18 protein-coding genes and 1 pseudogene are annotated in these 20,096 nt (G+C 68.1%); 11 read left to right on the top strand and 8 right to left on the bottom strand.

Annotated elements, in window-relative coordinates; translation table 11 throughout:
- Nucleotides 1-18 precede the first annotated feature (18 nt).
- The 4 genes and pseudogenes from G6N32_RS05170 to G6N32_RS29275 form a co-directional block, all read left to right on the top strand.
- Nucleotides 19-885, top strand: coding sequence for an oxidoreductase (locus tag G6N32_RS05170; protein WP_115316946.1), 867 nt, complete (start codon nucleotides 19-21; stop codon nucleotides 883-885).
- Nucleotides 886-1,018: 133 nt separating this feature from the next.
- Nucleotides 1,019-1,678 carry a 50S ribosomal protein L25/general stress protein Ctc gene (locus G6N32_RS05165; RefSeq protein WP_115316948.1) on the top strand — a complete coding sequence of 220 codons (660 nt, stop codon included), beginning with the start codon at nucleotides 1,019-1,021 and terminating at the stop codon, nucleotides 1,676-1,678.
- A gap of 9 nt (nucleotides 1,679-1,687) precedes the next feature.
- The gene (gene pth, locus G6N32_RS05160; RefSeq protein ID WP_115316950.1) at nucleotides 1,688-2,263 is read left to right on the top strand and encodes an aminoacyl-tRNA hydrolase; all 576 of its coding nucleotides are present in this window, start codon (nucleotides 1,688-1,690) and stop codon (nucleotides 2,261-2,263) included.
- 82 nt (nucleotides 2,264-2,345) lie between these two features.
- Nucleotides 2,346-2,747, top strand: a pseudogene (locus tag G6N32_RS29275) (DUF6611 family protein); the annotation flags it as partial.
- Here the strand turns inward: G6N32_RS29275 and G6N32_RS05155 are convergent.
- Nucleotides 2,701-3,459 carry a DUF998 domain-containing protein gene (locus G6N32_RS05155; RefSeq protein ID WP_115316952.1) on the bottom strand — a complete coding sequence of 253 codons (759 nt, stop codon included), beginning with the start codon at nucleotides 3,457-3,459 and terminating at the stop codon, nucleotides 2,701-2,703. The pseudogene G6N32_RS29275 and the gene G6N32_RS05155 overlap by 47 nt on opposite strands.
- Before the next feature lie 9 nt (nucleotides 3,460-3,468).
- Nucleotides 3,469-4,494 carry an epoxyqueuosine reductase gene (locus G6N32_RS05150; protein WP_115316954.1) on the bottom strand — a complete coding sequence of 342 codons (1,026 nt, stop codon included), beginning with the start codon at nucleotides 4,492-4,494 and terminating at the stop codon, nucleotides 3,469-3,471.
- A 173-nt stretch (nucleotides 4,495-4,667) separates the two neighbouring features.
- On the opposite strand from G6N32_RS05150, the gene G6N32_RS05145 reads away from it, so the two are divergent.
- Entirely contained in the window at nucleotides 4,668-6,686 is a 2,019-nt protein-coding gene (locus tag G6N32_RS05145) for an MFS transporter (protein ID WP_115316956.1), read from the top strand.
- A 41-nt stretch (nucleotides 6,687-6,727) separates the two neighbouring features.
- Entirely contained in the window at nucleotides 6,728-7,333 is a 606-nt protein-coding gene (locus tag G6N32_RS05140; protein WP_115318819.1) for an O-methyltransferase, read from the top strand.
- Nucleotides 7,334-7,341: 8 nt separating this feature from the next.
- On the opposite strand, the gene G6N32_RS05135 is transcribed toward G6N32_RS05140, so the two are convergent.
- Nucleotides 7,342-8,976, bottom strand: a complete 1,635-nt coding sequence (locus G6N32_RS05135) for a fatty acyl-AMP ligase (RefSeq protein ID WP_115318820.1) — start codon at nucleotides 8,974-8,976, stop codon at nucleotides 7,342-7,344.
- A gap of 420 nt (nucleotides 8,977-9,396) precedes the next feature.
- On the bottom strand, nucleotides 9,397-10,350 hold the full coding sequence (locus tag G6N32_RS05130; protein WP_115316958.1) for a 4-(cytidine 5'-diphospho)-2-C-methyl-D-erythritol kinase: 954 nt from the start codon (nucleotides 10,348-10,350) through the stop codon (nucleotides 9,397-9,399).
- 67 nt (nucleotides 10,351-10,417) lie between these two features.
- Between G6N32_RS05130 and G6N32_RS05125 the strand changes: the two genes are divergently transcribed.
- A complete protein-coding gene (locus G6N32_RS05125; RefSeq protein ID WP_115316959.1) occupies nucleotides 10,418-11,230 on the top strand; it encodes a serine/threonine-protein kinase in 813 nt (270 codons plus the stop codon).
- On the opposite strand, the gene rsmA is transcribed toward G6N32_RS05125, so the two are convergent.
- The 3 genes from rsmA to G6N32_RS05110 all read right to left on the bottom strand — a co-directional run bounded on the left by rsmA (nucleotide 11,218) and on the right by G6N32_RS05110 (nucleotide 14,212).
- Nucleotides 11,218-12,132 (bottom strand): 16S rRNA (adenine(1518)-N(6)/adenine(1519)-N(6))-dimethyltransferase RsmA, encoded by a 915-nt coding sequence (gene rsmA / locus G6N32_RS05120; protein ID WP_115316961.1) that lies wholly within the window; start codon nucleotides 12,130-12,132, stop codon nucleotides 11,218-11,220. The genes G6N32_RS05125 and rsmA overlap by 13 nt on opposite strands.
- On the bottom strand, nucleotides 12,129-13,250 hold the full coding sequence (locus tag G6N32_RS05115) for a resuscitation-promoting factor (RefSeq protein WP_115316963.1): 1,122 nt from the start codon (nucleotides 13,248-13,250) through the stop codon (nucleotides 12,129-12,131). The genes rsmA and G6N32_RS05115 overlap by 4 nt, the downstream gene beginning before the upstream one ends.
- A 125-nt stretch (nucleotides 13,251-13,375) precedes the next feature.
- Nucleotides 13,376-14,212 (bottom strand): TatD family hydrolase, encoded by an 837-nt coding sequence (locus G6N32_RS05110; protein WP_115316965.1) that lies wholly within the window; start codon nucleotides 14,210-14,212, stop codon nucleotides 13,376-13,378.
- A gap of 26 nt (nucleotides 14,213-14,238) precedes the next feature.
- Here G6N32_RS05110 and metG point away from each other — a divergent pair, with 26 nt between their 5' ends.
- The 4 genes from metG to G6N32_RS05090 all read left to right on the top strand — a co-directional run bounded on the left by metG (nucleotide 14,239) and on the right by G6N32_RS05090 (nucleotide 19,275).
- Nucleotides 14,239-15,792 (top strand): methionine--tRNA ligase, encoded by a 1,554-nt coding sequence (gene metG, locus G6N32_RS05105; RefSeq protein WP_115316966.1) that lies wholly within the window; start codon nucleotides 14,239-14,241, stop codon nucleotides 15,790-15,792.
- Nucleotides 15,793-15,874: 82 nt separating this feature from the next.
- A complete protein-coding gene (locus tag G6N32_RS05100) occupies nucleotides 15,875-17,047 on the top strand; it encodes an NAD(P)/FAD-dependent oxidoreductase (RefSeq protein ID WP_115316968.1) in 1,173 nt (390 codons plus the stop codon).
- Nucleotides 17,044-17,937, top strand: a complete 894-nt coding sequence (locus G6N32_RS05095; protein ID WP_115316970.1) for an RNA polymerase sigma-70 factor — start codon at nucleotides 17,044-17,046, stop codon at nucleotides 17,935-17,937. Before G6N32_RS05100 ends, G6N32_RS05095 begins: the two co-directional genes overlap by 4 nt.
- A gap of 39 nt (nucleotides 17,938-17,976) precedes the next feature.
- Nucleotides 17,977-19,275 carry an aminodeoxychorismate synthase component I gene (locus G6N32_RS05090; protein ID WP_115318821.1) on the top strand — a complete coding sequence of 433 codons (1,299 nt, stop codon included), beginning with the start codon at nucleotides 17,977-17,979 and terminating at the stop codon, nucleotides 19,273-19,275.
- Here G6N32_RS05090 and rsmI read toward each other — a convergent pair.
- A complete protein-coding gene (gene rsmI, locus G6N32_RS05085; protein WP_115316972.1) occupies nucleotides 19,179-20,081 on the bottom strand; it encodes a 16S rRNA (cytidine(1402)-2'-O)-methyltransferase in 903 nt (300 codons plus the stop codon). The genes G6N32_RS05090 and rsmI overlap by 97 nt on opposite strands.
- Nucleotides 20,082-20,096 lie beyond the last annotated feature (15 nt).

Raw genomic sequence — 20,096 nt, 5'->3', positions numbered from 1 at the left:
CCCCCTAGAGTGACTGCCATGAGTTGGACCGCCGCAGATCTGCCGTCGTTCGCCGGACGGACCGTCATCGTCACCGGAGCCAACAGCGGGTTGGGGCTGATCACCGCGCGCGAGCTGGCGCGCGTCGGCGCACACACCATTCTGGCGTGCCGCAACGCGACCAAGGGCGCAGAAGCCGCCGCCGCCATGACCGGCGATGTCGAGGTGCGCAGCCTCGATCTGCAGGACCTGAGTTCGATCAGCGACTTCGCCGCAGGCGTGCGCAGCGTCGATGTCCTGATCAACAACGCCGGGATCATGGCGGTCCCCTATGCCGTCACCAAGGACGGATTCGAGAGCCAAATCGGCACCAACCATCTCGGCCACTTCGCACTGACCAACCTGCTGCTACCCAAGATCACCGACCGGGTGGTCACGGTCTCGTCGTTCATGCACCTGCTGGGCAAGATCAGCCTCAAGGACCTGAACTGGAAGGCCCGGCCGTATTCCGCGTGGCTGGCCTACGGCCAGTCCAAGCTGGCGAACCTGTTGTTCACCAGTGAGCTGCAGAAGCGCCTCGACGCCGCCGGATCACCGCTGAAGTCGCACGCCGCCCACCCCGGTTACTCGGCGACGAACCTGCAGGGCCACACCGGCAACAGGATGGGCACCCGGATCTGGGACGCCGGCAATGCCGTGTTCGCCACCAGCGCCGACTTCGGCGCCCGCCAGACCCTGTACGCGGCCGCCGAGGATCTGCCCGGCAACAGCTTCATCGGCCCCAAGTTCGCCATGCGCGGACCGACCGGCCAGTCACCGCGCAGCCCGCTGGCCCGCAATCAGACCACCGCCGCCGGGCTATGGCGGCTGTCCGAGCAGCTCACCGGCATCGAATTTCCGCTCTGAACCCCTGATCGGCTACCCTGGTGGCCGCGTCACGGCGAGGGTGGTCCAGCCACCGTTATCGACGAGGCTTCCTCTCATTGGTGCCTGCCTCAGCCGTGCGGATGACCCACGACAGGCAACAGGAGCACCCATCATGGCCAAGAACGCCACCAACAACCTCACCGCCGCCGTGCGCGGCAAGACCGGCAAGGGCGCCTCGCGCCAGGCCCGCCGCGAGGGCAAGGTTCCCGTCGTTCTCTACGGCCACGGCACCGACCCCCAGCACCTCGAGCTCGACGCCCACGACTTCGCCGCCGTCCTGCGCAAGGCCGGCACCAACGCGGTGCTGACCCTCGACGTCGATGGCACCGAGCAGCTGGCGCTGACCAAGGCCCTCTCGGTGCATCCGATCCGGCGCAGCATCCAGCACGCCGACCTGATCGTGGTCCGCCGCGGCGAGAAGGTGACCGTCGAGGTCAACGTCACCCTCGAGGGTGACGCCGCACCGGGCGCCCTGGTCACCCAGGACGCCAGCACCATCGAGATCGAGGCCGACGCCATGTCGATCCCCCAGCAGCTCGTCGTGTCGATCGAGGGCGCCGAGGAAGGCACCCAGATCACCGCGAGCCAGGTCGAACTGCCCGCCGGCGTGACGCTGATCAGCGATCCCGAACTGCTGGTCGTCAACATCGTGACCGCCCCGTCGGCCGAGGAGCTCGAGGCCGAGGGCGGCGGCGAGTCGATCGAGGAGCAGGCCGCCGACGCTGCCGAGGCAGCCGAAGCCCCCGAGGGCGAGTCGGCCGAGGCCGAGTAAGACTGCTTCGTGGCCGATCCCCTGCTGGTTGTCGGCCTGGGCAATCCGGGCCCGCAGTACGCCAAGACCCGGCACAATCTGGGTTTCATGGTGGCCGACGTGCTGGCCGGTCGCATCGGCGCACAGTTCAAGGTGCACAAGCGCTCCGGCGCGGAGATCGTGACCGGCCGGCTCGCGCATCGTCCCGTGGTGCTGGCCAAACCGCGCACCTACATGAACGAGTCGGGCCGCCAGGTCGGTCCATTGGCGAAGTTCTACTCGGTCATGCCGACCGACATCATCGTCATCCACGACGAGCTCGACATCGACTTCGGCCGAATCCGCTTGAAACTGGGCGGCGGCGAGGGCGGCCACAACGGCTTGCGGTCTGTGGCCAACGCGTTGGGGACCAAGAACTTTCAGCGGGTCCGCATCGGGGTCGGCCGGCCGCCGGGACGCAAGGATCCGGCGGCGTACGTCCTGGAGCCGTTCACCGCGGCCGAGCGCACGGAGGTCCCGGCGATCTGCGAGCAGGCCGCCGACGCCACCGAACTGCTGATCGAGGCCGGCCTGGAGACAGCCCAGAATCAGGTGCACGCCTGGTGAACCCGTAAGGGTTGGGCCGCCGGGCGTCAGGATTCCGTATAGACCGACGACGGAGATCTGGGCCGGGCGTAGACCTGAGTGCGTGACCACTTCTGTCTGGGGTTCCTTCGACGCTTACCCGGCGCGCTATGGCGTCGCCCGCTATCGCCTGGTGGTGTTCCCGCCGGGTATCACCGCATGGGACCGACGCGTGGTGCGAGCGTGGCGGAGCTGGCCGCTCTGGGGAGCCGCGCTGTGGCTGGTCCTGCAGATCGGCGGCGAGGCTGCCGGCATGTCCGCAACCGCGTTGATCGCTGGGACGATGCTCTACATCGCCGCCGGGGCAATCACATTCGCGATGGCCGGTGAGACGCGGATGCGGGTGCGCACCCTGTGGGCGATCACGATCGCGGGCGCTCGCCATGACGAGACAGAGCGACGCTACTCACAGCTGCGCGTCATGGCGCGGACGCTGGATCATGCGGATCTGGATCTTGCGGAGGGCCGGATCTCCCCGCTGGAACACGAGGCTCGCTGGTGGCAGGTATATGACGTTCTCGACGCGATGACGCCTTCCGCTCGTGAGCAGGATCGGCGCGCCCACCACGTACCAGCCACAGCCCCAGCGCAATCAGCGCAGCCACCTCGAACCCGGCGATCCCTCGTTCCACCACGCCGAGCGGGATCAGTCTCCACCACGATCGATCAGTCGCCACGCCGACCGCGATCGCCCCGAACAGCACTGCCAGCCAACCGATTCCGATTGCCGTAAGCCATCTGGCCGCTCGAACGGCGATGTCGCTGCCACGGGCGATCAGCAATACCGCCATCGGCAATGCAACGAACGCGAGGAGTGTGGCGACCCGGTGCACGGTGCCCGAGGCGCTCGGACCGGTGACCCAGTTGTGCTTGGGAAACGCGACGACGCCCAGCAGGCCCACCACCCACAGCATCATCAACACCGAACCGGCCGAGCGCAGCCGCACCCGTCCGGCGCGGATCAGACCGTGCAGCAGTGCCACTGACGCGACCGCCAGCACCAGCACGGCCACGACGAAAGCCATACTGCCCGACGTGTACACGTATTCGGAGATGGTGGCCGAACGCAATTGCCTGCCGCGGGTGTGCTGACCGCCGAGCGTGGCGTCGAGAGCGAGCACCGCGACGATCGCCAGACCCGCACCGAACACACCCATCCAGCCGAGCGCCCGCTCCATCGGACCAGCCTACGCGCGCCCCCGCACCCCGGAGTCGACGACTTTGACCGGCTTGTGCGGGTAACGCCGCTCGGCATGTGCCTTTGCCGCTGAATTGGGCAGCACGTAAAGGGTTTCCACTTTCTCCTGCAACGGCCGCAACACCAGGTCCATGAAAGCCTTGCGGTCGTCCAGATAGGGCTCGATGACGTCCTCGCCGGCGGGGCAGACCGCGAGGCAGTAGGCCGCTTTGTAGTTCGCCTTGAACGACAGGCTCTGCCACATCGAGGCGTTTTCCGAATCGGTTACCCGTGAACGAAAGTCGGCTGCATCTTCGCTGTCGGCGATGGTCTGCGCCCAGTCGGTGAACCCACCCATGAACTCACGGTAGTTGTGCACCGAGCAGGCCAGGAAGTCGAACTCGCCGTCTTTCTTGATCGCACCCACCGGGCAGGCCGCCACACAGAGCTTGCATTCCAGGCACGGTGAATAGTCCAGTGGTGCACCGTAACTGCTGACCGGCGCGTCAACGAGAATCGTGGCCAACAAGACGAAGTTGCCGAACTTGGGATGGATGACGTTGCGGTGGATGCCCATCACACCCAGTCCGGCGGCCACCGCGACGGGTTTGTGGGCGACCACCCAGATCCGGCCGGGGTAGCGGTCCATCTCCATCGGGAAAGTGGCCGAGGGGTTCAATGCCCGGTGGCCGGCGTCCTCGAGGGCCCGGGTGATCCGGTGCGCGGCCTCGTTGATGATCTCCCCGCTGCGGTGGAACTCCTGATTGGCCACACTTCGGGCCACCGAGCGGACGTTGTCCCGATTCATCCGCACCACCAGCGAGATGTAGCTCCGGGTGCCGGGCAGTGCGGCCTCGACATGCTCGCGTTCGCTTTCCAGGTCCGGGTTGTCGACGGCGGCGAATGCCACGTCGTCGGCCCCGGCGGCCAGACAGATCTCACGGAGCCAGTCGGCGTCGATCACCGGTGCCGGCGTGGCGCGCCGCCTGGCTCGTACCGCCTGCACGGTCGGATGGTCGGAAAGTTGTGGACGCATAGCTAGGTATAGTAGCCCATACTCAGATGGACGGTGACCTGGCACACGCCGTCGCGCGGAATATTCATTACCTAAGTAAAGTTGTTTCACGCCATGCTCTGTCTTCCCGCGTCCCCACATCCCGTGCCGGCCACGCATCGCACGAACACAGCTGCGACCGGAGGACTGAGCTGATGCGCCAGGGCCCGCTCGCGGGGCGCTATCCGGCCGTGGCCGCCATGGTCACCCTCGCCCTGATCCCCTATCTGGCGCTGTCGGCCGCGCTGGATCCGCTCGTCCCGATCATCTCCGAGCAGTTGCACATGACGACTCAGACGATGGCGCTGAGTTCAGGTCTGGGCAACGCCGCCTACGCCGTGGGCACGGTGCTCGCCGTGCAGTTCGCGCAGCATCTTCCGCAGCGCCGGATGCTGCTCGCCTACGCCGTTGTCCTCGTCATCGGATCGGTCGTCGCCGCTGCCGCGCCGAATGCCACCGCGTTCATCGCCGGCCACGTCCTGCAGGGCCTGGCGACCAGCATGCTGCTGATCGCCGCCGCCCCGCCGCTGACGATCGGATTTCCGCGGGACAAGCTCCGCAACACCGCGGTCATCATGAACATGTGCGTGTTCGGAGCCGTCGCGCTCGGACCGTTCCTCGGCGGCGTGCAGGCCGAGGCGCACGCCTGGCGACCGCTGTTCTGGATCGTTGCCGCCGTCGCACTGCTGGCTCTCGTCCTGGCGGCGCTGACGTTCGACGACGCACCGCCTGCAGACCCGGAGGCGCCGCGCGATCTGAAGGCGATCGGGCTGGCGACCGTCGGATGCACTGCCGCGTTCGTCGGCGCGGCGCAGCTGAGCAGCCACGAGCTCTCCGACTTCGCCGTCACCGCACCGATGTTCGGCGGCCTGGCGCTCATCGTGGCGCTGATCGTCTACCAGTTCCGCGCGCACCGGCCGCTGCTGACCATCCGGACGATGTTGACCAGTGCGATCCCGGTGGCCGGCGTCGGCGTCGCACTGTTCGCCGCGGCCGCCTCGATCGCGGCGACCACACTGACCGCGTCGGTGTTCATGCAGTACTTCAGTCCCGTCCAGGTGGGTCTGATCTACCTGCCGGAACTGGGCGGCGCGATCGTCATGGCCGTGGTGTTCGGTGTCGTCATCACTCGCCGTGCCATGCACTTCCTGCCGCTCGTCGGGATGGGCCTGCTAGCTGCCGGCATCGCGGTGTTCCGGGCGTCGCTGCCGGCGAATGCGCCACTGGCACTTGTCGGTTCGGCGCTGACAGGGTTGGCATTGGGTGCCACCGTCGCACCGGCACTGTTCGTCGCCGGGTTCTCCCTGCGGTCCAACAGCCTGCAGCGGGTGTTCGCGATCATCGAATTGCTGCGTGCCGTCGCGGCATTCATGGTGGCGCCGATCTTCGCGCACCTCGCGACGCGCTACTCCGGTGACCTGCTAGAAGGCACCAACGTCGCGCTGTGGGTGGGTTTCGCACTCGCGATCGGCGGCGCGGCGTTCGGCGTCGCCGTCTACGCACTCAGCGGCGCCCGCCCACAGACACCCGATCTCGACGAGTTCCTCGACGGCGACTCCCCCGCGTGGTATTCACCGCCGCTGCTGGCCCGGTTGCGAGGGCTGCCGCCCGCACCGCCGGCCATCGCCACGCAACCGGCGGCATCGCCCGTCGCCCATCGTCACCCCTCGCACGCAGGCGGTCCGGTGCTGTTCGCCTATGACGGTTCGGATCTGGCGCGCTATGCGATCACCCAAGCAGCGCAACAGCTTTCACCCTATCGTGATGCTGTGGTGGTCTGCGTCTGGCAGCCGGTCGACGTCGGCTTCACGCCGAGCGACAATCGGCCATTCGACGCCGACTGCGCCGGCGAGGTACGCCGGGCCGCCGAACAGACCGCCGCGCACGGCGCCACCCTTGCGCGCGCGGCCGGTTTCGAGGCGTGCAGCCTCGCGATCGAGGCGGCACCGACCTGGAAGGGGATCGTCGACGCCGCCGATCGCCACGACGCCGGCCTGATCGTGCTCGGTCCACACCGTCGCAGCGGTCTGCTCGGACACCTGCAGGGCAGCGTCGCGGCGGCGGTGCTGTCCCACACCACCATTCCGGTCCTGCTGGTCCCTCAGCCGTCGGCCGACCGGGGGCCGGAGCGGCCACCGATTCGTCAGGAAGCGGGAGTAGCCTCGGCGCGGTGAACACCCTGCGCGATCCCAAGGTGGCAGCGGCCATCGACCGTATGTATGCCGAAGCGAGCGGGCAGATGGCCCAGCTCCACGAGCGCGGCGCCCAGTTACGCGCGGCGAAGACCGCACAGGAACGTGCCGACGCATTCAGCGACTTCTATCTTCCGGTGACCCCTGAGTCGGGCCTGCTGCTCTACACCCTGGTCCGCGCAACCCGGCCGGCACTCGTGGTGGAGTTCGGAACCTCGTTGGGGCTCTCCACAATTCATCTGGCCAGCGCGGTCCGGGACAACGGCACCGGGCGGGTGGTGACCACCGAGCTCAGCGCCGCCAAGGTCGCCGCCGCCACGTCGACCTTCGCCGAGGTCGGCCTGGACGATCTGATCACCGTGCTGGCCGGCGATGCCACGCAGACCCTCGCCGACATCGACGAGCCGGTGGGGTTCGTGCTGCTGGACGGCTGGAAGGACCTGTACGTGCCGGTCGTTCAGGTGCTGGAGCCTCGGCTGAGCGACGGAGCGCTGGTGGTCGCCGACAACACCGGGCTCGCCGATGCGCAGCCGTATGTGGAATACATCCGTGACCCCGCCAATGGTTTTGTCGGCGTGAGCTTTCCGGTGCGCGACTCCGATGCGATGGAGATCAGCTGCCGGGCCTGAAGCCGCCGCTAGGTGACCAGCGCGACCGAGTTGGCGCGACGCAGCTTGCCCGACGGCGTCTTCGGAATGGTGCCGGGCCCGAGGACGACGACATTGCGCGGGCGCACGTCCACCTCGGCGACCACCTCGTGTGCCACCTCGTGCTCGATGCGCCGCACCGCGACGGGATCCTGCCAGGCGTTCGATTCGACGGCCACCGCGAAGGTCTCGCGGGAGTGGCCGGCATCCAGGCGGACCGCGACCGCACAGCCGGGGCGCACCCCTTCCACCCGTCCGGCGGCCCGCTCGATGTCGGTCGGGTAGATGTTGCGGCCAGCCATGATGATGACGTCCTTGACCCGCCCGCACACCACGACGTGACCGTTCTCCAGCAGGTAGCCGAGGTCACCGGTGTCGTACCAGCCGCACTCGTCCTGCGCGGGCACGAAGCCGCCCATGGTGATGTAGCCGGGGGTCAGTGACTCACCGCGCAGCTCGATGATGCCCACACCGCGGGCCGGCAACACGTTGCCGTCTTCGTCGACGATGCGCGCCTCGAGATCCTTGAGCAGCGGACCGAGCGTGGCAAGCCGGCGGGTGTTGCCCTTGGCGGCGGGAACGGCGCGGCGCAGCGCGGCCAGCAGATCGGCGTCGACCTCGTCGACGACCAGCCCGGCGCCGCACTCGGAGAACGAGACCGCCAGCGTGGTCTCGGCCATGCCGTAGGCCGGCAGGATCGCCTCGGGTTGGAGGCCGAACGGCTTACCGGCGTCCAGCAGGTCCTCGACGTCGGCGGGGTCGACGGGCTCGGCGCCGGACAGCGCGAAGCGCAGCGTGGACAGGTCGAACTCGCCCGGCTTGGCCTGGCGGCGCAGGCGCTTGGCGAACAGCGCATACGCGAAGTTCGGCGCCGCTGTCATGGTGCCCTTGTACTTGTCGATCAGCTTGGCCCACAGCAGGGTGTCGCGCAGGAAGTCCATCGGCGTGACCTTGACCAGCTCGGCGCCGAAGTACATCGGAATGGTCAGGAACCCGACCATGCCCATGTCGTGGAAGCAGGGTAGCCAGCTGACCATGACATCGTTCTCGATGTCGTACTTGGCCCCGATGAACATCGCCTCGGCGTTGGAGTGGATGTTGCGGTGCGTGATAATGACGGCCTTGGGAGACCCGGTCGACCCGGAGGTCAGCTGCATCAGCGCGACGTCGTCTTCGGAGGTCTCGACCGGGTCGACGGGCTCGGCGGCCAGCAGCGCCTCCACCGTGAGCACCTTGACGCCGCGCTCTTCGAGAACCGGCACCGCGACCAGGAACGGGTCGGAGACGATGACGGCCTTGGCCTCGATCATGTCGATGACGGTCGCGGTGTCCTTGGCCCACTGCTCCAGGTCGGTACGCGGCGTGGGCTGGTGCAGCATGGTCAGGCTGGCCCCGCGCATCCACAGCGCCTGGGCGGTCGGTGCGATCTCCACCGGAGCGCCGGCCAGCACCCCTACCGCGTCGCCCAGGCCGATCCCGGCCTCGGCCAGACCGCCCGCGATGCGACGGGCCCGCTCGTGCACCTCACGCCAGGTGTGCCGAACCGGCTCGTGCGGTTCCCCGGTGACCATGCCCTTGCTGCTGGTCAAGGCACTGTGGAACATCTTGTCGGTGAAACGGCTCACGACGACCTCCTCGGCATCCGGAGCTGGCTGATCAGCGACGTTGGGGATGAAGCGAACGCCCTGTATTTCATGCTCCACCGGCCACAACGCCCTGCATAGGAGGCACGCCAGTACGACTGGGGAGCGGTTCGATCTCGAAATGGTGATGATGCGACGACAGTGCCGATACCGCCGGGCCACCGCCCGCCCCGCACCGGGGTGGGCGATTCGTATGGATGCAGTACCAGCCCGCTAGTTGTCACCGTCGATCATCTTAAACTCCCCTTAAGTTACCGCCAAGTTTTACGCCCTAATGAGAAGCGCGTCACAGTTGGCGGAGGGCAGGAGCGCAGCGACCCGGGATGAAAGCGGAGGGCAGGAGCGCAGCGACCCGGGATGAAAGCGGAGCGGGCAGGAGCGCAGCGACCCGGGAGGATCCGACTAGGCGGGATGGCCCGGCACGATCCGGGCACCCTGGACCGGCCCACTGGCCACCCGCACGGTGCGGCACACGTCGGCACCGGCCAGTTCGGTGCCGACATCCACCGCGGCGGACGCCGACTCACACAGGAACGCACATGTCGGCCCGGATCCGGAGACGATGCCGGCCAGAGCACCCGCTTCGGCACCCGCCCGCAGAGTCCGGCGCAATCCGGGGTTCAGGCTCAGTGCCGCGGCCTGCAGGTCGTTGCCCAGCAGGGGGGCCAGCTCGCGTGGGTTGCCGCCGGCCAGTGCCCCCAGCAGGGGCTCGGGATCGGTCAACCGCGGCGGATCGCCCGCTTCGCGGAGCCGGTCGATCTCGCGATAGACCTCCGCTGTGGACAGTCCGTCCTGACCGAACGCCAGCACCCAGTGAAACGTGTTGCGGGCCAACACCGTCGCCAGCTCTTCGCCTCGACCGGTGCCCAGCGCCGTACCGCCGTGCAGCGCGAACGGGACGTCGCTTCCCAGCTGCGCGGCCAGCGCATGCAGGTCGCGGCGCGGCACGCCCAGCTCCCAGAGATTGTTCATCGCGACCAGAACCGCCGCGGCGTCGGCGCTTCCGCCTGCCATCCCACCGGCCACCGGAATCGACTTCTCGATGGTGATCTCCACGTCGGGCGCGCGCCCGATGTGTTCGGCCATCAGCTCGGCGGCCTGCCAGGCGATGTTGGTCTCGTCGACAGGTAGCTGATCGGCGCCCTCCCCGACCACGCGCAGCGACAAGATGTCGGCGTTGCGCACCGTCACCTCGTCGACCAGGGACACGGCGTGAAAGACGGTGGCGAGCTCGTGATAGCCGTCGTCGCGGCGGTCACCGACCTCCAGGTACAGGTTCACCTTGCCCGGCACGCGCACGGTCACCGATCCGGTCGGCACCCATTCGGCAGCGACAGAACCGTTGGACGAGGACACCGAACGAGACTATCGCGCCGCGCGCAATTCGCCCGGCCGTCGCCGACCCGCGCTCTAGGGTCGAACCGTGACGCATCCCGGGCAGTCGTTCGCGGGCTACGTCGTCGAGAACGAGTTGGGCCGCGGCGGCGAGGCGACGGTCTACCTGGCCCGCGGGGCCGGTCGGACACCGGAACTGGTCGCACTGAAGGTGCTCGACGACGACCACCGCAGCCCGGCGAGTGTCGCGCGACTGGCCCGCGAGTACCGCATCGCCGGCCGGCTGAATCACCGCCACATCGTGACCGTTTACGACCACGGCGAACACTGGATGGCCATGCAGTACGTCGACGGCGGCGATGCCACCCGGCTGACCTCGCTGGGGTCCCGGCTGGCTGCGCTCGGCCAGATCGCCGCGGCCCTCGACCACGCCCACCACGACGGCATCGTGCACAGCGACGTCAAGCCTACGAACATTCTTGTGCACCAGGACTTTTCCGAACTCGGCGCGGTTCTCATCGACTTCGGCGTCGCGCACATCCTCGCCGAGGACGTCTGGCACCGGCCTGCCCAGGTGGTGACCTCGCTGCCCTATGCCGCACCCGAACTGCTGCAAGGGCGTCTGCCGCAAGCGGCGACCGACGAGTACGCGCTGGCCTGCACCGCCCTGGAATTGATCACCGGCGCACCGCCGTTCGCGTACGACAATCCGCTGGCGCTGGTGGACGCACACGTGCACAGTCCGCCGCCGGAGGTGTCGGCGCGGATCCCCTGGCTGACGAGGTCGTTCGACGTGGTTCTGGCCAGGGCGATCGCGAAGGATCCAGATCGGCGATACCCGTCATGCACCGAGTTGGTGCATCACCTCGCCGAAGCAGTGCGAAGCGCTCAGAACACCTGAGCCGGCCGCGATGGGCCTTCGGAGGTGTCCGTCGATGGCGTGAAATCACCCGAGCGCTGCAGCAGCCGGACGAAGTCGGCGACGGTCAGCGTCTCCCCGCGCCGGGCGGGATCGATGCTGGCGGCCAGCAGGCGTTCGGCGGACTCGTTGCCGGAGCCGGCCCACTCCAGGAAGGCGTTGCGGGCCGTCTTGCGGCGCTGCGCGAAGGCGATGTCGATCAGATCGAACACGCTCTCGCGGAAGTCGTCCTCGGTCGGCCACGGCGATGTCTCGTGGCGGTCGATGCGCACCAGACCGGAGTAGACGCGCGGGATCGGCCAGAACACCGTCGGCGACACCATGCCGTAGCGGCGGACCTTGCCGAAGAACCGGACCTTGACGCTGGGTACGCCGTAGTCCTTACCGCCGGGCTCGGCGGCCAGGCGCTCGGCGACCTCGGCCTGAACCATCACCATGACGGTCCGGATCGACGGGAATTCGGCCAGCAGATGCAGGAGCGCCGGAACGGCGATGTTGTACGGGAGATTGGCGACCACGGCAGTCGGCGGCTCCATGAGGTCGGAGCGCTCGATGCCGAGGATGTCGCGGTTGAGCACGGTCAGCCGGTGGATCTCGCTGTGCGAGTGCTCAGCAACCGTCTTGGGCAGACGCTGGGCCAGGACCGGATCGATTTCGATCGCGCTCACCGTCGCACCGCGGTCCAGCAATGCCAGTGTCAGGGAGCCGAGACCGGGACCCACTTCCAGGACATGATCGTGCTTGTTTATCCCGGAGGCGGAGACAATACGACGCACGGTATTTGCGTCGTGTACGAAATTCTGTCCCAGAGATTTACGCGGCTTGAAGTCGAGTTCTTTGGCCAGATTTCTGATCTCGGTCCGACCAAGTAGACGAATTGTCACGATGCACCCCTACCACACACGGGCCACGCTCCCCAGCCTTGTCGCGATCTTGTTACTTCAGCAATCGCAATTTGTTCTTCTCTGGTTGCCAAATCGGCTCGCTCAGCATAGCGCAGTCCGCCGTTTCTTTCCCAGGTGTTTTGATCAAATTGCACGCCACCGAAGTAACCGTTACCGGTATTGATCGCCCAGTTTCCGCCCGCTTCACACCTGGCAATGGCATCCCAAATGGGTCCGTTCAGCACCTGAGGCACCTCGGTGCCGGGCTTCGCACCGACCCGCAAAACCGAGTCACGCGCCGGGACAACGACAACGTTGGCAACGGGAAGCCGACCCGTTTCCACCCCGTTGACCTTGGCGACAGCAAAAGTTACGTCTTGCAAGCCGGGCGTCCCGGGATCCTCAACGACCTGGCGGCTCATGTTCAGCGTCGGGTCCTCGATGCGCTGCGCGACCGGCGCCAGCGGCATCTGCTGGGTGACTTTCTCGACGCGGATCCTCGTGACCTGGATCTGCATACCGGCGATCACCGGCGAGGACGGCGCGGGCACCACCGAGTCGGCCTGCTCCAACGGCACGCCTGCGGCGGCGAGCAGGCCCGCCACGTTCGGCGCGGCCAGGTGCACGGTGTTCACCACCCCGCCATCGTTGATCTGGACCGTCTTGGCGCTCACCACAGGAAGCGCCATGCCCTCCAGCGGAAGACGGCTGCCGCGCGAGGCCGCGGCCGGGGCGGTATCGGTCATCCGCAGCTGGGCCAGCGCCTCGTCCACGGTCGAGGCCGTGGTCCACACCTGCTTGGCGTCCTGGCCGTCCAGCGAGATCTGCAGGGGCCGGCTGCGGCGCAGCACGATCGTCTCGGCATTGCTGACGGGCTGGTTGGCCCCGGGGTAGAGATCGTCGCGCTCGCCGACGGAGTAGCCGTTCTCCTGGACGACGTCGATGACTCGCGACTTCATCGTGCTGACCTTCAGCTGGGCACCGTCGATGTTGAGAGTCACGGTCTTGTGGGAGCTCACCGCGAACGCCCCGGCACCGGCCAGCGTCAGCAGCACTGCGGCGACGACGAGACGAAGGATCGGTGACGGCGACTGATGCAGCTTGGTCAACGCATTCAAGAGTTTCGGTCCTGCCTAAGCACTAAAAAGCAACAGGGGCGCCAATGTGGCTCCCCTTTGATCACAAGACGGTAACGAACCATCCCGGCCCGGAGCAACCCGGGCCCGCCGCTCTCAACAGACCCTTAGAGACCGTAAACCCGTCGTGCGGTGTCGGACGACTGCTCGGCCAGCAACTCCGCCGGGCGGCCGACGACCTCGGCCAGGGCGCGCACGGTGTAGGGCAGGCAATACGGCTCGTTGGGAGCCCCGCGGTAGGGGTGCGGGGTCAAAAACGGGGCGTCGGTCTCGACCAGCAGCTGCCCCGGCGGGATCAGCGTGGCCGCTTCGCGCAGGTCACGGGCGTTGCGGAAGCTCACCGTGCCGGACAGGCTCAGCACCCAGCCCGCCTCGACGCAGGTCTTGGCCATCTCGGGCCCGGAGGAGAAACAGTGGAAGATGACCGTCTCGGGGGCGCCCTCGGCGCGCAGTACGTCGAGCACCTCGGCGTCGGCGTCGCGGTTGTGGATCATCAGCGGCTTACCGGTTCGCTTGGCCAGATCGATATGCCAGGCGAACGACTCTCGCTGAGCCGAAGGTTCGGCGCAGCCGTCGAGCTTGCCGGGCCAGTAGAGGTCCATGCCGGTCTCCCCGATCGCCACCACCCGTTCGGTGCACGCCAGCTGCTCCAGCTCGGCGCGGGCGTCGTCGGTCAGGGCGTCGGCGCGCGTCGGATGCAGCGCGACGGCCGCATAGACCCGCGGGTCCCAGGTGGCCGCGTCGGCGGCCCAGCGGGCGGCGTCGAGATCATCGGCGATCGTCACCGCGGCCAGCACCCCGGCGGCGTTCGCGCGGTCCAGGATTGCGCGCACGTCGTCGGCGTCGCGGGCGCCGCACGCGTCCAGATGGGTGTGCGCGTCGATCAGCGGCGTCAGCGGTAGCGGTGGCGGAGGCGGCTCCCTCCTCTTCTCACGGTTCCCCACGCCAACACCTTAGGGTGAACATTCAAATGAGTAAGCCGCCGTATTACCTGACCACCGCCATCGCGTACCCCAACGGTGCCCCGCACATCGGCCACGCCTACGAATACATCGCCACCGACGCGATCGCCCGCTTCAAGCGCCTCGACGGTTTCGACGTGCGCTACCTGACCGGAACCGACGAGCACGGGCTGAAGATGGCGCAGACCGCCGCCGCCGAAGGTATCCCGACCGCCGAGCTGGCCCGCCGCAACTCCGATGCGTTCCAGGCGATGCAGGAAAAGCTCGGGGCGTCGTTCGACCGTTTCATCAGGACCACCGACGCCGACCATGTCGACGCGTCGATCGAGATCTGGAAGCGGATGGATGCCGCGGGCGACATCTACCTCGACTCGTACTCCGGTTGGTACTCGGTTCGTGACGAACGCTTCTATACCGAGGACGAGCTCGAAACCCGTGCCGACGGCAACAAGTACTCGATCGAGACCGGCACACCCGTGACGTGGACCGAGGAGCAGACGTACTTCTTCCGGCTGTCGGCGTATGCCGACCGGCTGCTGGCCCACTACGAGGCGCACCCGGAGTTCATCGGTCCCGATGTCCGCCGCAACGAGGTCGTCAGCTTCGTCTCGGGTGGCCTTCGCGACCTGTCGATCTCGCGGACCACCTTCGACTGGGGTGTTCCCGTGCCGGACCACCCGGACCACGTCATGTACGTATGGGTCGACGCGCTGACCAACTACCTGACCGGCGCCGGCTTCCCCGACACCGACTCGGAGTCGTTCCGCAAGTACTGGCCCGCCGATCTACACATGATCGGCAAGGACATCATCCGGTTCCACACCGTGTACTGGCCCGCGTTCCTGATGTCGGCCGGAATCGAGCTGCCCAGAAGGGTTTTCGTGCACGGCTTCCTGCTCAACAGCGGCGAGAAGATGAGCAAGTCGGTCGGCAACGTCGTCGACCCTTTCGCGCTCGTCGACGCCTTCGGCCTCGACCAGGTGCGTTACTTCCTGCTGCGCGAGGTGCCGTTCGGGCAGGACGGCAGCTACAGCGAGGACGCCATCATCGGCCGGATCAATGCCGACCTCGCCAACGAGTTCGGCAACCTGGCGCAGCGCTCGCTGTCGATGGTCAACAAGAACCTCGATGCGCGAGTGCCGGAACCCGGTGAGTTCAGCGACGCCGACCGGGAGCTGCTCGCGCTCGCCGACGATCTGCTGCCGCGGGTGCGCGGCCACTTCGACGTGCCCGCCATGCACCTTGCGCTCGAGGCCACCTGGGCGATGCTCGGGGCGGCCAACCGGTACTTCTCGGCTCAGGAGCCGTGGGTATTGCGTAAGTCCGAGGCCGCAGCCGATCAGGACCGGTTCCGCACGGTGCTCTACGTGACGCTGGAGGTCGTGCGGATCGCCGCGCTGCTGATGCAGCCCGTCGTCCCGACGTCGGCGGCGACACTGCTGGATCTGCTGGGCCAGTCCGAGGATGCCCGGGATTTCGGCGCCGTCGCCGTCCGCATCGCACCAGGCACCGAGCTCCCCGCACCGGTCGGCGTCTTCCCCCGGTACCAGCCCGCCGAGTGAGCTGCGTCACGTAGCGTCACATTCACCGGCCCCCTGGTGTCTCGAGGTCAGCACGCTCAAGCGACCTCAAAGGAGAGATGTGATGACCGAGCAACGCGCCCGAGTTGTGGTGATCGGTGGCGGCTACGCCGGAGTGATCGCGGCCAACCATCTGCGGCAGCGTCCCGATGTCGAGATCACCCTGGTGAACCCGCGGCCCGATTTCGTCGAGCGGATCCGGCTGCACCAGCTCATCACCGGTTCCGACGACGGAGTCGTCGACTACGCCGAGATCCTCGGGCCCGGGATCGAGCTGGTGCTCGACGCCGCCACCCGCATCGACACCCAGACCCGCCAGGTCGAACTGTTCAGCGGTCCGCCGGTGCCCTATGACTACCTGATCTATGCGGTCGGCAGCGGCTCCGCTGCGCCGGCTGTGCCGGGCGCCGACGAATTCGCCTATCCCATCGCCGATCTCGAGGAAGCGCAGCGGCTCAGCACCGCGCTGGCCGACCTGCACCACGGCGCGCCGGTGTGTGTCGTCGGCGCGGGACCGACCGGCATCGAGACCGCCGCCGAGCTGGCCGAGCAGGGCCGCACGGTGACACTGGTGTGCGGTGCGGTCCTCGGGCCCTACCTGAGCACGCCGGGACGGCGGTCGGTGGCCAAGCAGCTGCGCAAGCTCGGTGTCGAGATCGTCGACGGTCCGCAGGCCGTGGTGACCGCGGTGGCCGCGGATGCGGTCACTCTCGGCGACGGGCGCAGGCTGGCGAGCACGGTGACGATCTGGACCGCCGGGTTCGGCGTCCCCGATCTGGCGGCGCGCTCCGGCCTGCGGACCGACTCGATCGGACGACTGCTCACCGACGAGACCCTGACCAGCGTGGATAGTGACCGTATCGTGGCGGCCGGCGATGCCGCCGCCCCGTCCGGGCAGCCGCTGCGGATGAGCTGCCAGGCCGCGATCCCGCTGGGCGCCCAGGCCGCCAACACCGTGCTGGCCCGGCTCGCCGGGGATCAGCCCGCCGTGATCAGCCAGGCGTTCACCGGTCAGTGCATCAGTCTGGGCCGCGGCGGCGCGACCATTCAGATCGCCCGCACCAACGACGTTCCCCTGCCGCTCTACATCGGGGGCCGCGCCGCGGCGACGATCAAGGAGGCGGTGTGCAAGGGCACAATCAGCTTCCTGCGCCGCGAGGCCCGCAAGCCGGGTTCCTACTTCTGGATCAAGGGCGGCGGCAAGCGCCCCGCTCCCGAGCCGGTGGCGACCCGGTGACCGCGGCCGACGAGCATGCCGACCGGTTCACCGTGCTGCGGCCGCTGCTGTTCACCATCGCCTACGAGATCACCGGCTCGGCCACCGAGGCCGACGACGTGTTGCAGGACAGCTATTTACGTTGGGCGACAGTCGATCTGGATGTGGTTCGGGACACCAAGGCGTATCTGGCCCAGCTGGTCACCCGGCAGGCATTGAACACGCTGCGCTCGCAGTCCCGCCGCCGGGAGGACTATGTCGGTCCGTGGCTGCCCGAACCCCTGCTGCTCGACGAGCACGACGGCGCCGCTGACGTGGTGCTGGCCGAGTCGGTGTCGATGGCGATGCTCGTGGTGCTCGAGACGCTGACTCCCGACGAGCGTGCGGTCTTCGTGCTGCGTGAGGTGTTCGGCTTCAGCCATGACGAAATCGCCGACGCGATAGGCAAATCCACGACGGCGGTGCGCCAGATGGCGCATCGCGCCCGTGAACACGTGCACTCGCGGCGGCGCCGGTTCTCCCCGCTGGACCCGCAACAGTCCGAGCAGATCACCACGCAATTCCTGACGGCCGCCGCGACCGGTGACCTGGACGGGCTGATGAGCCTGCTGGCGCCCGACGTGGTGTTCACCTCCGACAGCGACGGCAAGGTCAGTGCCGCGCGCCGTCCGGTGCTGGGGCCGGCCAAGGTCGCCAGGCTCATCATCGGGCTGTTCCGCCAGGCGACACCGGAGTACCGGATCGAGGGCGCGAACTACAACGGCGCGCCCGCGATCGTCGTCTTCCGCGGCGATCGGGCCGAGTCGGTGATGCTGGTGGAGATCACCGAGGGGACCATCACCAACTTCTACGCGATGCGCAACCCGGACAAGCTCGCCGCCGTCACTGTGCGCAGGGAGATCAGCCGCTGATCCTTTGCGTCTGCCGACCGCAGGCGTCAGGCTATGGCGATGCGCATCGACCGGCTCGGGGACCTTGGCACCGCCGCCGAGGTGCTGCGCGCCGTGGCAGCCGCCGCTCGCCGGCACGGACTGGCGCCGCCGGCCGCTCTGGTCGGTGAATGGTTCGGCGCCGGTGCGGTGATCGCCCCGACCCTCTCGGTGCGGACCGTCGACCCCGGCGCGGTGTTCCCCTGGGCGCCCGGCCACCGCGGTGACGCGGTCGGCGGCGGGTGGATCGGTTACCTCTGCTATCCCGATGCCGCGGCCGACGGCGCGTTGCCGCGAATCCCCGAGGCGGCCGGCGGCTGGACCGATAATGTGCTGCGCTTGGACCGCGACGGCTGCTGGTGGCACGAAAGCCTGTCCGCCGCACCGATCGCGGGATGGGTGGTCGACGCATTGTCGTCCCCCGCCCCGCCGGACGTCTACGAAATCGATTGGGAAGAACCCGATTTCGCGCGCCATCAGGTCGGCGTGCTGGCCTGCTTGGCGGCGATCGAGGCCGGCGAGGTGTACCAGGCCTGCGTGTGCACGCAATTCACCGGCACGCTGCGCGGCTCGTCGCTGGAGTTCTTCGCCGACGCGGTCACCCGGACCACACCCGCGCGCGCCGCCTACCTGGCCGGCGACTGGGGCGCGGTGGCATCGCTGTCACCGGAGCTCTTCCTGCGGCGGACCGGCGATGACGTGGCGTCCAGTCCGATCAAGGGGACGCTGCCGCTGCACCGCTCACCGGACGAACTGCGGGCGTCGGTCAAGGACGTCGCCGAGAACATCATGATCGTGGATCTGGTGCGCAACGACCTCGGCCGGGTCGCCGACACCGGAACCGTCACCGTCGCCGAACTGCTGACGGTCCGGGCCGCACCCGGGGTGTGGCACCTGGTGTCGACGGTGGCTGCAAAGGTCCGCCCCGAGATCACCAACACCACACTGCTGGATGCGACCTTTCCGCCGGCATCGGTGACCGGAACTCCGAAAGCCCGTGCCCGGCAACTGCTTTCACAGTGGGAGCCACGCCGCCGTGGCGTGTACTGCGGAACGCTGGGGATGGCCTCGCCGATTGCGGGCACCGAACTCAACGTGGCGATCCGCACCGTCGAATTCGATGCGAACGGCACGGCGGTACTCGGCGTCGGCGGCGGGATCACGGCCGACTCCGACCCAGTAGCCGAATGGCAGGAATGCCTCGACAAGGCCGCCGCAGTGGTTCACACTCCATTCCCCGGGTCGCTGCGCTCTCCCCCTCGCCTTCGGCTGGGCGGTACCCCCAGCCCGCCGGAACGCGAACGCAGCACCGCGTCATAGAGCTCACGCCGCGACGGTGCGCCCGGATGTGCCTGCACCACCTGCCCGCAGGCGTCCTTGACCCGCATGCCGTCGGCGACCAGCTCCTCGACCTGGGCCACCAGCGTCGGCAGATCGGTGGTCGGAACCGCGGGGGCGAGCACCACGGTGATCTCGCCGAGCACGGTGTCATCTGCCCACTGCGCGAGCTCGGCCAGCGAGCCGCGCAGGATCTCCTCGTGCACCTTGGTCAGCTCTCGGCACACCACGACCCGACGATCCGCACCGAGTTCGTCGACCGCGTCACGCAGGCAGTCGGCCAGCCGCCGGGGTGATTCGAAGAACACGCAGGTGCGCTGCTCGGCGGCCAAGCCGGCCAGCCAGGTCCGTCGCGCGGACTGCTTGCGCGGGGCGAATCCCTCGAAACAGAACCGGTCCGAGGGCAGCCCGGACACTGCCAGTGCGGTGGTGACCGCCGACGGGCCGGGCAGGCAGGTGACATCCACGTCTGCTTCGATGCACGCCGTCACCATCCGATAGCCCGGATCGTTGATCAGCGGCATCCCGGCGTCACTGACCACCAGCACGGTGGCGCCCGCCTTGATGTCGTCGATCAGCGCGGGCACCCGGGCGGCTTCGTTCTGGTCGAACAGGCTGACCACCCGCCCGGCGATCCGCACGTCCAGTGATTGGGCCAGGGAGCGCACCCGCCTGGTGTCCTCGGCCGCCACGACGTCGGCGGTCGCGAGGGCGTCGACCAGTCGTTTCGACGCGTCCCCCGGCTGACCCAGCGGCGTGGCTCCGAGGATCAGCCGTCCGGTCGTCACGGTAGGCAGGAGTGA

It is taken from the genome of Mycolicibacterium aichiense, assembly GCF_010726245.1.
In the GTDB taxonomy this organism is placed as follows: domain Bacteria; phylum Actinomycetota; class Actinomycetes; order Mycobacteriales; family Mycobacteriaceae; genus Mycobacterium; species Mycobacterium aichiense.
This window is presented reverse-complemented; position numbering and strand designations above follow the sequence as displayed.